Raw genomic sequence first — 13517 nt, 5'->3', positions numbered from 1 at the left:
TTCGTCTCGATCAACCCCGGCTCACTCTGCGAAGCCCGACACCTCGAATTACCACAATTCAATAAATGAATTAGCGTCGTCCGGATTGGAAATGCGTTGGACCTCAATAGATCCACAGCATTCGATTTTACTAATATTATGGAATAATCGGAAGGCTGCACACCGATAAAATTATTTTGGTCGGACTCTTGACACCATTCCTGTCGACACTACATCCTAATCACGTCAATAATGACGATAGGTGTTAACGACTACAGCGATAGATATCTCCGCTCGAATGAGCGCGGCCTGGATATCCGCGTAATCGCCTCGCTAGGTCAGCAGCCGTTCATTGCCCTGTCGATGCGTTGAATAGGTCTTGGATACGTGAAAACACTATCGGCGCTGTTCAGAAGACGCCAACAACGAGGTGGAGACAACAATGTCTGACATTGTAGATCACAGCAGAAGGCAGTTTCTGTCGTTTGCGGGAAAGGCCGGCTTGACGACCCTGGTCGCACAGGCGGTCGGAATCAATCTCGGTGTCGTCGATATCGTTCGCGCGCAGACGGGTAAACGGGGTGTCGAGCCGTTCCGGTTTGCGATCATCAGCGACGCGCACCTCTATAGCATGCCCGACCATAAGTTCGACCAACAGCTCGCGGATGCGGTTGCACAGGTCAATGCGATGACGCCGCTGCCGGATTTCGTTTTGTTCGGCGGCGACGTTGCACAAAACGGAACGGAAGACCAGCTGGTGAAGGGGAACAAGATCCTCGCTGGTCTTAAAATGCCGTTGAAGCTCATCCCCGGCGAGCACGACTGGTATCTCGACATGGGCGATGCTTGGCGGGGTCTTTTCGGCGACGAGACCTGGTCGTTCAACCACAAAGGCGTACATTTCATCGGCCTCAACTCCATCCTGGTCCGCGACTTCTGGACCGAGGCGGGAATGACCCCGCTGGAGCGCATGACCGTCATGGAAATGCTCGAAAGCCCGATTCCCGGTCCTTGGGGTGTGCATGAAAAGCAGCTCGAATGGCTCGCCAACGACGTCAAGGACCTGGCTCCGGATACCCCCGTCGTGATCTTCACGCACTCGCCGCTGTGGGACTACTACCCACGCTGGAACTTCCAAACCTCGGATGCGCCGGAGATTCGCGAGATCCTGTCGAAGTTCGACAATGTCATGTCCTACCACGGCCATGTCCATCAAACCCTGTACAACCGGATCGGCAACATGAGCTCGGTTGCGGCACTGGGCACTGCGTGGCCTTGGCCTTATCCCCCGGTCGAGCTCGCCTTCCCCGAGACTCGGATGAATCGGGCCGATCCCTCGATTGCGACCGACGGTATGGGTACGCAAGTCATCGATCTTAGCGGGTCGTTCGAAGGTCTGGTTCAATACAAGCCGTTCGAAGACTCGCTTACACCATTCATGAGAGATGGGTTCAAGGTCTAAGGGGATAGCGATGATGACGAATCAGATGCTGAAAATCGAACGGATCTTGGCCGTGTCCGCGGCCGCCGCGGTTTTTGCTGCGGGAACCAGTTGGGCCCGTGCACCATTCACGGATGAAGAGCTCGCGGAGCAGAAGGCCGCTTTAGTGGAGTCTATTGCTTTGGGATATGACCTTTGGCACGGCAGCCGCGCGGATATGACGACCAACGGCCTCGCGTGCGGAAACTGTCATCCCGATACGGCTGCGTCCAATCCACAAACCTTCCCGAAGTACATGACGATGTACGGTAAGGTCATTCCCTTTCGCGAAATGGTGAATTGGTGCATCGAGAATCCGCAGGCAGGGGCTCGGCTCGACGTCAACGGTGACGACATGACCGCGATGGAAGCCTACGCCTTCTACCTGCATCGCGGGAAGGAAATAACACCTGGTCTAGCCAGTGAGCAAACCACGCCCATTGTCGTGGAATACGGTGCGGGCTACGCACGGACCCCGACGGGCGTCGGGGTCGATACCAAACCCTGAGGCCATCTCGGACTTTCGGGCATCTGCGGGTTCCTGTTTTGCGGGCGCCCGCAGATGGATCGTGGGTGATGTCCACAATCTTGCGTCGAGCGCCGGAACGGCGTTTTTGTCGGGCCTTCTAATCGGTTGCCGGTTGTGCTTATGAGAGCGGTTTTCCTCTTATTACTGATTGTCCAAGGCGGAGTTGTCGCCCCGGCCATCGCCGAACAAATCTGCGATACCGGCCGATACCCGCTGTCTTCACCGACGGATCGATTCAACGACAACGGCGACGGCACCGTGACGGATGTTGTGGCCCAACTGATGTGGATGCGGTGCTCGGTCGGGCAGACTTGGTCCGGCGGCACCTGCCTCGGGGAAGCAGCCGCTTACGGCTGGGAAGCGGCACAGGAGGTTGCGTCCGCGCTGAACGCGAATGGATCCCGATTCTTCAACGACTGGAGGATTCCGAAACTGCGTGAGCTGGCGATGATTGCCGAGCGGCAATGCGAGAATCCTCGCATCAATCTGACCGTCTTTCCGAATACCCCGCCGAGCCTCTTCTGGACCGATTCGTTACGACCGGGCGAGGGCTTCGAAGGTTTTGCGTACGCACTGAGCTTCGGACCGGAAGGTGTGGAGCACAGTGCGAAAACCGAGCGGCACGAGGTGCGACTCGTTCGCACCGCGCCATGATCGACGACGGGATTCTCAAGCACCGTGACGACGCTGGGCGGCGACTCCCGACCGGTGCCGAGGACGGTGTCGATCACAAACGGCGACGCATTATTGCTGCCGGCGGGACCTTCTTGGCGTTGTTGCAGGTTGATCTCCTCGGCTCGGTTCGCGCGGAAGCACTCGGACACGACGATCTATTTACCGCGACGACGCTCGACGACGCTCTCGCCGCGCTGGGGAGCACCCCGATAGACGACGCTTCGGTCGAGTTGATTCTGCCCGGCGTCGTCGAGGACGGAGCCGTGGTTCCCGTGACGGTGTCGAGCACACTCGAAGATGTCGAGGAAATCTACGTCTTGGTCGCGAGCAATCCGTATCCGGTCGCGGTTCGCTTCGAGATCCCGGACGGGACCGAGCCGTTCGTCTCGATACGCCTGAAGCTGGCGCAAACCGGTGCGGTATACGCCGTGGTGAGAGCGAATGGCCGTCTTTATTCCAGGGTCGCGGAGACTCGGGTGACGGTTGGCGGATGCGCTTGAACGTTCGGGTCCTACGCAACGGGCATCTTTACCGGGCCACTCGTTCGAGAGTGAGACAGGATGGCTGATCCGATACGAATCCGCGCAAAAAGCAACGGCGGCATCACCGAGGTCATGGTCTTGATGCCGCATCCGATGGAGACGGGACTAGGGTTGGATGCATCGGGGACGGGGCGTCGCGCCCACTACATCAGCGACGTCGAGATCAAGCTAGGCGATCGGACGGTGCTGCGGGCTCGTTTGAGCATCGCCGTTTCGAAGGATCCCTTGATCTCGTTTCGATTCAAGGGGGGGGAGTCGGGTGATCGCATCAGCGTCACCTGGACGGATAACTTCGGTGACCGAGGAACCGGGTCGGCCTCGATTGTTTGACCGTCGATACCGGAATATGGCGGCGGCCGACCATCCGATCGCGCCTTTGCCCCTGTCCGCGATCGTTCGAAAACCAGGCGCAACGGGCTCTGCGTCGGTGACGAGACCCTCCGTTGCGACGTGACACAGACCACCAAACGAGGGCATACATCATGAGCAAATACAATCGCCGGACTTTCATGCTTCGACTTGTTGCTGGGGGCTCGGCGCTCGCCCTGAGTCGCTTGAGCCTTGCCGAGGAAGCGAAGAAGGCTGTTCTAACCGAAGACGACGCCTACGCGAAGTCGATGGGCTTCCGCTTGGATACCACGCAGGTCGATCAGGCCAAGTATCCCAAGCACACGGCCGAGCAGAAATGCAGCGAATGTCAGTTGTTCTCCGGAGGGCCGGGAGAGCCGCTCGGACCCTGCTCCTTTTTCGGGAAGCGCTTGGTTCCGGTCGATGGATGGTGCCGAAACTTCAAACCTAAAGGCGCAGCATAGTCGTCCGGCGCGCCGACCGATAAGAACAATGGCGGGTCGGCGCAGCAATACCGACTCCCCTCGGAGCGGGCTCGATCGACGCGACAGGGCCGCTCGCTGGACTCGGGCGAAAAGATCGATCGGCTCGGATACACGGGCCGGAAATCGGGGATTGGCCTCGCAACCCCGCCACAAAACAAAGCCGGTCGTCCGGTGCGCCGGACGCAGGGCATCGAGCATTGGAGGTCACAGCGATGAGGTGTCCCGCAGGCACTTCGGAGCAAGCGTGGGTGCATATCGAGCACCGGCGCATGCAGCGGATCGACCGGCAAACAGCCATCGGAGCTTTGCCGCCTTCAACCCTGAACGCGACATTTCGGCCACATCGAGAATCGAGCGGGCGGGGCCCGACCTGGATGGTGACGGGCCTGATGATCTGCAGTTTCCTGGGCCTCGTCGGCTGCGATCGCACGGAGAGCGTGCAGTGGGGCGAGCGCGGTACCTCCATGATTCATATCGACAAACCCGGTCGATTACAATCGGCGGCCGATATTCACAGCATCCCGGCGCCCGAGCCGCGCGATCCGCCCGATCCGGAGATACCTCTCGCGAAAGACGTCAATGAGAATGTCCAGGTCCTCACCGACCTGGATGCCCTCGAATTCGCACGCCTGATGCAGGCCATCTCGACCTGGGTCGCCCCGGAGCAGGGCTGCGAATATTGCCACAACACCGAAAACCTGGCCTCGGACGAGAAATACACCAAGGTGGTCTCGCGGCAGATGCTGCGGATGACCCGGGAAATCAACACGAACTGGAAGTCCCATGTCGCGGGGACCGGGGTGACTTGTTGGACCTGTCACCGCGGTCAGGCAGTTCCCTCCGGAACCTGGTTCACGAACCTCGGCCAGCAGACCCCATCGGCCGGTATCACCGGGGTCAAAGCAGGGCAGAATACTGCGGGCATGCGGACCGTCGGCAACGCGGCGCTCCCGTTCGATCCCTTGACGCCCTATCTAGATGGCGACACGCAGGTCTCGGTTCAGGGAACCACGGCACTGCCGTCGGACAATCAGAATTCGGTCAAAAAGGCGGAATGGACATACGCCTTGATGATGTACATGTCCAATTCGCTGGGCGTCAATTGCACTTACTGTCACCAGACCCGAGCGATGGGCGTCTGGGAGCAGAGCACGCCGCAACGTGTCACCGCTTGGCACGGCATTCGGATGGTGCGCAATCTCAACGGAGACTATCTCAACCCGCTGAAAACATTGTATCCCCCAGAGCGACTGGGGCCCACCGGCGATGCGCCGAAAGTGGCCTGCGACACCTGCCACAAGGGTGCATTCAAACCGCTTCTCGGGGTCAGCATGCTTGGCGACTATCCCGAATTGGCTGGGTATCGCACGGAACGACCCGGCGTCGTGCCGGAGTACGAGGCGGCACTCGACCTCGCGGATGCGGGCACCGACAGCGCACTGATTGCAGCAGCGGAGGATGCGCAGGCGGAAGCGCAGGAAGGCGTGGCTGACCTGGCCCAGGAGTCCGTTTCCGAGTCGGCAACGCAGATCTCCGATGCTGGAACGGGCGAAGAGACCTTGGCGGAGGGCGATGCCGCGCAAGAGCCGGTGCCTCAAACGCTGGCCCTGAAGGAGGATGAGCAGGAGGCCGGCGACACGATCGCCTCCGCAGGCGAGACCCGGCTTGCCGAGACCGAGGCGTTGCCGGCACTCGAGGAGGTCGCGTCCGAGGTCGAGACCGCCGAGCTCGATCGTCTGCATGCAGCCGAGTTGAGCCAAGTCGAGCGGCGTCTCACGGCCGCGGATGCCAGGTTGCAGCAAGAGCGCACGGCATTGCAGCAGCAGCTCGCGCTGGTTCGTGGCCAGCGCGACGCCGCCACGACCGATGCCGAGGCGCGGATCGCACGGCTGCTGGAAGAGTCTGCCGAGAAGCGCTCGGCAGCGCTGAGGGCGGCAGAGGCGAGGCTGAGCCAAGAGCGCACCGCGCTGCAGCAGCAGCTCGCGGTGGTTCGTACGCAGCGCGATGCCGTTGCGGCCGATGCCGAGATGCAGACCGCCATGCTGGCCGAAGAGCGTGCGGCAGCATTGCGGGCCGCCGGGGCGAGGCTCGATCAGGAGCGTGTCGCCTTGCAGCAACAGCTCGCGGTGGTTCGCGCCCAGCGCGATGCCGTTTCAGTCGAGGCCGAGTTGCAGATCGCCAGGTTGTCCGATGAACGGGCCGCAGCGCTGCGGGCCGCCGGGGCGAGGCTCGATCAGGAGCGCACTGCCCTGCAGCAACAGCTTGCGGTGGTTCGCGGGCAGCGCGATGCGGTCGCGGCCGATGCCGAGGCGCAGATCGCCGAGCTGGCCGCGGAGCACGCAAGGACGCTGCGGGCCGCCGAAGCGAGACTCGATCAGGAGCGAATCGCCCTGCAGCAGCAGCTCGGTGTGGTCCGTGGGCAGCGCGAAGCCGCCTTGGCGGACACCGAGTCCGAGTCGCGGATCGCCGCGTTGACGGAGGAAATGGATGCCCTGCGGGCAAAGCTCGCCGAGGCGGACGCTGCCGCCGCGGACCTGCGTGCGCAGATGCAGATTACAGCGGCCGAGCATGCGCGTGAGCTGGCAGAGGTCAAGGGGTCGATTGCGCGGATACGCACGCTGTACGAGGGTGCAGCCGAGGTCGGCGGACGGATCACCCCGGAGGGCATTCTGGTCAATCTCGGCGGGGAGGAGCTTCGGTTCCCGAGCGGCAGTGCCGTCCTGCCGGCAGGTGCGCTGCCGACGCTCGACCGTATCGCCGAGATGTTGGCGGCGAGACCCGATCTGAAGGCGAAGATCGCCGGGCACACCGACAGCCTGGGCAATCCGGAGATCAATCAGGCCCTGTCTCGGCAGCGTGCGGAATCGGTGATGCAGGCCTTGATCGATCGCGGGGTTGATCCCGCCCGACTCAGCACCGAAGGCTACGGCGCCGAACGGCCGATCGCAGATAACGCGACCGATCGGGGGCGGCGCGAGAATCGGCGCGTCGAGATCGTGATGATCGACCAGACCGACAACGGAACGGTGAGCAACCTCACCGAGAGCTGAGCGGATTTGTCGGCGGGCACGGTCACCCAGGCTTGGTGATGCGCCAACACTGGTGGATCCGCGGGTTGCGGGCAAAGTCGCGGGGGATGGTCTCGCGGCTGATGTCCTGGATGTCGAGATCCGCCAAATCCTCGGAGTACAGCCGAAACCGGCGCAGATTGTTCGAGAAGACCAGCAGACCACCCGGCTTGAGCAGCCGGGCGGTTGCTCGAATCAGGCCGACATGGTCGCGCTGGATGTCGAGCGTCTCCGTCATCCGCTTGGAGGTCGAGAAGCTGGGAGGATCCAAAAAAATGAGGTCGAATTGGCGTTTGCCGGCGGCCTCTTCCAACCATTGCAGACAGTCCGCCTGAACCAGTTCATGGCGCTGCATCGGGATCGCGTTCAGCGCGAGATTGTCGCGCGCCCAGTCCAGATAGGTCCGGGACATGTCCACGGTCGTGGTGCGGGCCGCGCCGCCGTTGGCAGAATAGACCGTCGCCGTCCCCGTGTAGGCGAAGAGATTCAGGACGCTCTTACCCTCGGCCAGCTCGCCGATCATGCGGCGAATGTCGCGATGGTCCAGGAAGAGCCCGGTGTCCAGATAGTCCTCGAAATTGACCAGGAACTTGAGCCCGCCCTCCTTGACCGCGTGAAAGCGGCGCGTCTCGGCGAGCCGCTCGTACTGGGCGTTGCCCTTCTGCGGCCGCCGGATCTTGAAGAACATCCGTGATTCCGGGATCTCGAACACCTCCGGGATCACGCTCAATGCCTCGCGCAGCCGATGCCGAGCACGTTTCGGGTCGACGCTCGTCGGCGCGGCGTACTCCTGCACATGCACCCAGCGCTGAGGCGCGTCGCCTTCGGGCTCGCCTTCGTAGACATCCACGGCCACCGCGTACTCGGGCAGGTCCGCGTCGTAGGCCCGAAAACAGTCGATCTGCTCCTTGCGGCGCCATTTCCCGAGCGCCTTAAGATTCTTCGCGAGCCGATTGGCGAGCATGGTCGCGCCGTCGCTGCGCTCGGTCGGCTCGAGCGTACGTGGCCGATTGGCCACGAAATCACTGGGCTCGATCCGAAAATGCAGGAGCTGGCATTCGATCGGGCCATTGTAGAGATGGTGAATCCGGTGCGCACGCAGGCCCATGTGCTTGCCGAGGTCCGGGCTGCCGGTGAAGAGCGAGGCACGCCAGCCTTCGAAGCGTTCCTTCAGCACCGAGCCCAGGCGGGCATGCAGAGCCGGCAGCTCGGCCTCCGAGCCGAGTCGCTCGCCGTAAGGCGGGTTGACGACGACGAGACCGCGGTCGTCGTCTCGACCCGGCCGGCAGTCGGCAAGCTCGCGGCGCTCGAAGTGCGCCAGCCCGGCCAGTCCTGCCCGCGCCAGGTCTTCGATCGCGATTCGGATCGCGCGAGGGTCCTGATCGTAGCCGCGCAGCGAGCCGAGACGTTGTAGCCCGGCACTGCGCCGGATCTCGGCCTCGTCGAGCAGACGTTGCCAGGCCGCCGGGTCGTGCTGTAGCCAGCCCATGAACCCGAAACGCTCGCGCAACAGACCCGGCGCGATATCTGCCGCGATTAAAGCCCCTTCGATGACCAATGTCCCGGACCCGCACATGGGATCGAGCAAGGCGCCGCCCTCGGCCGCGATAGCGGGCCAGCCGGCGCGCAGCAGGATGGCCGCCGCCAGATTCTCCTTCAACGGCGCCGAGGTGCCTTCGCTGCGGTAGCCGCGTCGGTGCAGGGAGGTGCCGGACAGGTCGATGCTGACCGATGCCTGATCCTGATGGACATAGACATGGATCTGAAGGTCCGGCGACTGGGCATCCACATTCGGCCGGTAACCCAACAGCCGGGTGAATCGATCGGCGATCGCATCCTTCACACGCAGGGCGGCGTATTGGCCATGCGTCACGCCGTTCACGACGCCGTCGAGCTGAATGGCGAAGGTGCTCTCGGGCGAGAGATGCTCCTCCCAGCGGATCTTCTCCGCCCCGGCGTAGAGCTCATCCGGTCCAGTCGCCGGGAACTGCGCGAGCGGCAGCAGGATGCGGTTGGCGACCCGCGACCAGAGGCACGCCCGATAGGCGTCCTGAATCTCGCCAACGAATCGCGCCCCGCCGCGTGCCTCGACCGCCCCCTGCAGGCCGAGTCGAGCCAGCTCCTCCGCGAGTAGACTTCCCATGTGCTTGGGTGCGGAGGCGAAGAAGGTGTGCTGGGGCATTTTGGGCGGCGGGTCGTCAGGGGATTGGGCCACGCAGTATATACCTGCCGTCCGGAAACCCTGCGAGGGCGTGCCGAACATCGCGAGGCGCAACCAGGAGACGGTGCGGGAGTTTCCGTGTCGTTGGTCGATGGGTCGTAGGTCGGATTAGCGATAGCGTAATCCGACAGCCGCGGGCGCATGTAACCGCCGAACGTCGGGTTACGGTGCGCATCGGTCCCGGTGGGCACCATTCGGCCTCATCGCGGCGCACCTAACCCGACCTACGCGCTTGATCAGCCCTCGGCTCGGCGGGGACGCCGGACACCCGCGACCGGTGCCGCCGTCGTCGGATCCTCCGGCCAGGCGTGTTTGGGATAGCGCCCGCGCAGCTCCTTGCGGACCTCCGCGTAACCCCGCGCCCAGAAGCCGGCGAGGTCTTGGGTCACCTGGATCGGGCGGCGTGCGGGCGAGAGCAGGTGCAGCAGCAGCGGCAAGCGCCCGCGACCGATGCGCGGGGACTCGGCGAGGCCGAAGAGCTCCTGCAATTGGACCGCGAGGATCGGGGTCTCGCCGGCACGATAGTCGATCGCTCGCTCGCGGCCTGCCGGAGTCTCGATCCGGGTGGGTGCCTCGCTGTCGAGGCGTTGTCGCTGACCCCAGTCGAGCCGGGAGGCGAGGATCGGCACGAGGTCGAGCTTCTGAGCCTGCGCGAGCCGGGACATCCCGCTCACGTACGGCGCCAACCAGACATGGAGATCCGCGCGCAGCGCCTCGGGCGAGAGATCCGGCCAGCCGCCGTCGGGCTCGAGTCGACGCATCAGGGCGACGCGGGCGCTGAGTTGGAGCGCGGCATCGCTCCAGGCGAGGGCTTGGTCGAATCGCGCGGCGATCTGCTCAAGCAGGATGCCGCCCACATTGTCCGTCGCCTCCAAGGCGACCGGTTGTGCGCGCAGGGTGATCGCCTCCAGACGCTCGACGGCACGGGCGGCTACCGCGTCGCGCTGGGCGTCCCAGGACAGGCGGCGGCTCACCTCGATCCGCTCGGCGAAGCACGTGCGGAGCTCGGACTCGGCAATGGGGAGTGCGGACTGGATCCGGCCGTCCGCGCCTGCGGCGTCGAGGCTGGCGATGACCAGATAGGGATGAATCCCCAAGGCGTCGTCCTGCGGCAAGAGCGCACCGGAGCCGCCAGCGAGACGATAGCGCCCGTCGGTGCCCTCGCGACGCTGTGCGATACGCTCCGGGTATGCGAGTGCGAGCAGCTCGGCGGCCGACCGGGCGGATCCGGACGGGGCGTTGCGCGTCAGCCGCTGCAACTGTTGCGAGACCCGATCCGCCGCGGCCAGCCGACGTGGATCGGCCCCCGGCACCGAGCGCCGTTCGCGCCAGGCGTGCAGGGCTTGCAGACGCAGACCCAGATCGGCGGGCCGGCGTTGTCCGGGCGTGTCGAGCAGCGGGTCGCGCTCGGTGATCAGCGCGCACAGATCGGCGGCGTCGCCGCGGGCCGACTCGGCGGCGCCTAGCAGCATCACGGCCAGTCGCGGATGGACCGGCAGCTCGGCCATCCGCCGGCCAAGCGGGGTGATGGCGCCGCGTGCATCCAAGGCGCCGAGGCGCGTCAGGAGTGCTGCGGCGGCATCCCACGCCGGGCCGGGCGGCGGATCGACCCAGCGCAGCCCGGTCGGATCCGCCACGCCCCAAAGCCGCAGCTCCAAGACGAGCGAGGCCAGATCGGCTTGGAGGATCTCGGGTGTCCGGCGCTCGGGCCGGCCTTGCTCCTGCGCGTGGGTCCAGAGCCGATAGCAAACACCTGGACCCAGACGCCCGGCGCGCCCGGCACGCTGCTCGGCCGAGGCGCGCGCGATCGGCTCGGTCACCAGACGCGTGAGCCCGGAGCCCGGATCGAAGCGCGGCTTGCGAGTCAAACCGCTGTCGATCACGACCTGGATGCCCGGGATCGTCAGGCTGGTCTCGGCGATATCGGTGGCGACCAGCACACGGCGGTCGGATCCTGCGTTCGGGACCAGCGCCTTCTCCTGCTCCTCGGTCGGGAGGCTGCCGTGCAGCGGCAGGATCCGGATCCGCCCGTCCAGCAGCTCGCGCAGCCGCGCGACGCAGCGATTGATCTCGCCCGTGCCGGGCAGGAATGCCAGAATGTCGCCCGAATGCTCGGCCAGCGTGGAGCGCACGCAGGTGATCACGCCCGCGACGGTATCGGCGCCGGGGGCGCGATCGGCATAATGGACCTCGACGGGGAAGCTCCGTCCCTCGCCGCGGATGACGGCGGCATCGCCCAAGAGCTCGGCCAGCGGCTCGGCATTCAGGGTCGCGGACATGAGCAGCAGCCGTAGATCCGGGCGCAGCCCGGCGACTAGGTCCAGCGCGAGCGCGAGCCCTAGGTCCGATTGCAGACTGCGTTCGTGAAACTCGTCGAACACCAGGAGTCCGACCCCTTCGAGCGTTGGATCGGACTGGATGCGTCGGGTCAGGATGCCCTCGGTGATGACCTCGATGCGGCTGCGCGGGCCGATTCGGCGCTCGAAGCGGATCTGGTAGCCGACGCGCTCGCCGAGCGGCTCGCCTAGGAGCGCGGCCATCCGCGCAGCGATCATGCGTGCCGCCGGCCGGCGCGGTTGCAGTATGAGGATACGGCCGGCGCCGAGCCAGTCCTCGTTCAGCAAGGCGAGCGGAACTCGCGTGGATTTACCCGAGCCGGTCGGCGCCTGGAGCACCGCATGGCCACGACGCAGCGCGGCGCGCAGGTCGTCCAAGACGGGCTCGATCGGCAGCGATTCCATCGGCGGGCTCGTGTGCTGGGTCGCGTTCGGGGTCATCGGCCTCGTCCAGGGGATCGATCAGGATAGAGCAGGCGCGACCTTTGCGTGAACTTGTTCAGCGTCCGACCGATCATGCGATCAACACGCGGACTTGGCCCTGCAGCGATGTCGCGTAATGCCCGCACCCAACGCCCGTGCCGTCGCGCCGTAAGCGCGGCCAAATGACATTCTCGACCTTATCGGACCTTGCCCGAAACGATACCGGAGTCGATCGACGTGCCGATCACATGCCTGCTTGAATCGGCCTTCAAATGGCTTTTCCTCGCCAGTCTCGTGTTGCTCGGGGTGACCTATTGGCAGAAGGATGACCTTCCTGCGCCCGAGACCTTCGATCGCAGCAGGCTCGAGGCCCCGATTCAGACGCCGACGGATCGAGAGCCCTTTACCGTGCGGGTGCACGATCAGGAGTATCGGATCGAGCCGAAGGCCGAGTACGCGCTCGACGGGGTCGTGGTCAGCTACAGCAACGCCGATGCGATCAAGAATATCTGGCATCACAAGAGCTGGAAGGATTTTCTCAACCTGCGGGATCTCTGCGTCGTCTGGGGCGAGAATGTGGCGTCCGGCGTCTATCGCGACATGCGCTTCCGCAACGACAGCTGGACCTGCTGGGCCTCCTGGTCGGATCCCGCGGTTACCGCCCGATTCAAGATGAACGCACTCTCCAACAACCACCTGCTCACCGACGACCGGGCCATCAAGGATGCCCTGATGTCCGCCGAGCCGGGGGATCAGATTCGGTTAAAGGGTGTCCTGGCGGAGTACGTCAATGCCGGAAACGGCTACGCACGCAAGACCAGCCTGACACGCGAAGATACGGGCAACGGCGCCTGCGAGACCGTCTATCTCGACGAGTTCGAGGTGCTCCACAAGGCCAATCTGAGTGTGCGTCGGCTTTTCGGGTTTGCGACCTGGATGGCCGTGGTCACTGGCATCGGCTTCTTGATCATGTTGCCGATCGCACCCGTGCGAATGCGGCGACGCATCTAAACCGCGTCCCGAGCGACATGCGTCATATTCATGTTGCGTTTGGCTTTGGCGATGTCCTCGACCTCGGTGAGACGCGGTTTAAAATTTAATTTTTTCAATATTTTAATTCGCGCCACCTCCGAGTGTCGTCGGAGCTGGCGCGGCCAAGCCACTCCAACACATGACGCATACCGCACCGGGCGCGGTTTAGGCGTCGGTGCCGTTTGGGTTACTCGGCGGCTGCGGTCTCTTCGGCCGCTTCGGGTGCCGGCGGCGCCTTCGGACGGAGGCGCGTGATCAGTTGCTCGTCGAGCAGGACCTTCTCCTTTTCTGCACCGTGGAGCCATTGCTTGCCCTTGGCCTGCACGGCATAGCGACCGGATTTCTTCTGATAGATCCGATACTCGGCGGTCTTCTTGACTTCGTTCATCGTGGTTCTCT

11 protein-coding genes are annotated in these 13517 nt (G+C 64.0%); 8 read left to right on the top strand and 3 right to left on the bottom strand.

Features of this window, described 5'->3' with window-relative positions; translation table 11 throughout:
* The first annotated feature begins 421 nt into the window (after nucleotides 1–421).
* From BLV04_RS06840 to pufC, 7 genes are all read left to right on the top strand, one after another.
* Nucleotides 422–1441, top strand: a complete 1020-nt coding sequence (locus BLV04_RS06840) for a metallophosphoesterase family protein (RefSeq protein ID WP_093029371.1) — start codon at nucleotides 422–424, stop codon at nucleotides 1439–1441.
* Between the two features lie 10 nt (nucleotides 1442–1451).
* Nucleotides 1452–1967, top strand: coding sequence for a c-type cytochrome (locus BLV04_RS06835; protein WP_139191869.1), 516 nt, complete (start codon nucleotides 1452–1454; stop codon nucleotides 1965–1967).
* 279 nt (nucleotides 1968–2246) lie between these two features.
* Entirely contained in the window at nucleotides 2247–2642 is a 396-nt protein-coding gene (locus BLV04_RS06830) for an Lcl C-terminal domain-containing protein (protein ID WP_175534518.1), read from the top strand.
* Nucleotides 2639–3163 carry a thiosulfate oxidation carrier protein SoxY gene (locus tag BLV04_RS06825; protein WP_093029365.1) on the top strand — a complete coding sequence of 175 codons (525 nt, stop codon included), beginning with the start codon at nucleotides 2639–2641 and terminating at the stop codon, nucleotides 3161–3163. Before BLV04_RS06830 ends, BLV04_RS06825 begins: the two co-directional genes overlap by 4 nt.
* A 60-nt stretch (nucleotides 3164–3223) precedes the next feature.
* Nucleotides 3224–3535, top strand: a complete 312-nt coding sequence (gene soxZ / locus BLV04_RS06820; protein ID WP_093029363.1) for a thiosulfate oxidation carrier complex protein SoxZ — start codon at nucleotides 3224–3226, stop codon at nucleotides 3533–3535.
* Between the two features lie 152 nt (nucleotides 3536–3687).
* Nucleotides 3688–4017 (top strand): high-potential iron-sulfur protein, encoded by a 330-nt coding sequence (locus tag BLV04_RS06815; RefSeq protein ID WP_093029361.1) that lies wholly within the window; start codon nucleotides 3688–3690, stop codon nucleotides 4015–4017.
* A gap of 410 nt (nucleotides 4018–4427) precedes the next feature.
* A complete protein-coding gene (pufC, locus tag BLV04_RS06810; RefSeq protein ID WP_245731767.1) occupies nucleotides 4428–7088 on the top strand; it encodes a photosynthetic reaction center cytochrome PufC in 2661 nt (886 codons plus the stop codon).
* 22 nt (nucleotides 7089–7110) lie between these two features.
* Here the strand turns inward: pufC and rlmKL are convergent, their stop codons facing one another.
* The gene (rlmKL, locus tag BLV04_RS06805; RefSeq protein WP_093029358.1) at nucleotides 7111–9288 is read right to left on the bottom strand and encodes a bifunctional 23S rRNA (guanine(2069)-N(7))-methyltransferase RlmK/23S rRNA (guanine(2445)-N(2))-methyltransferase RlmL; all 2178 of its coding nucleotides are present in this window, start codon (nucleotides 9286–9288) and stop codon (nucleotides 7111–7113) included.
* Between the two features lie 275 nt (nucleotides 9289–9563).
* Nucleotides 9564–12104 carry an ATP-dependent helicase HrpB gene (hrpB, locus tag BLV04_RS06800; protein ID WP_245731766.1) on the bottom strand — a complete coding sequence of 847 codons (2541 nt, stop codon included), beginning with the start codon at nucleotides 12102–12104 and terminating at the stop codon, nucleotides 9564–9566.
* Between the two features lie 219 nt (nucleotides 12105–12323).
* Here hrpB and BLV04_RS06795 point away from each other — a divergent pair, with 219 nt between their 5' ends.
* A complete protein-coding gene (locus BLV04_RS06795) occupies nucleotides 12324–13097 on the top strand; it encodes a hypothetical protein (RefSeq protein ID WP_093029498.1) in 774 nt (257 codons plus the stop codon).
* Between the two features lie 208 nt (nucleotides 13098–13305).
* Here BLV04_RS06795 and BLV04_RS06790 read toward each other — a convergent pair whose 3' ends face one another.
* Nucleotides 13306–13506 (bottom strand): hypothetical protein, encoded by a 201-nt coding sequence (locus tag BLV04_RS06790; protein ID WP_093029357.1) that lies wholly within the window; start codon nucleotides 13504–13506, stop codon nucleotides 13306–13308.
* Between the last annotated feature and the right edge of the window lie 11 nt (nucleotides 13507–13517).

The sequence above is a fragment of the Thiocapsa roseopersicina genome, from assembly GCF_900106925.1.
Lineage (GTDB): Bacteria > Pseudomonadota > Gammaproteobacteria > Chromatiales > Chromatiaceae > Thiocapsa > Thiocapsa roseopersicina.
This window is presented reverse-complemented; position numbering and strand designations above follow the sequence as displayed.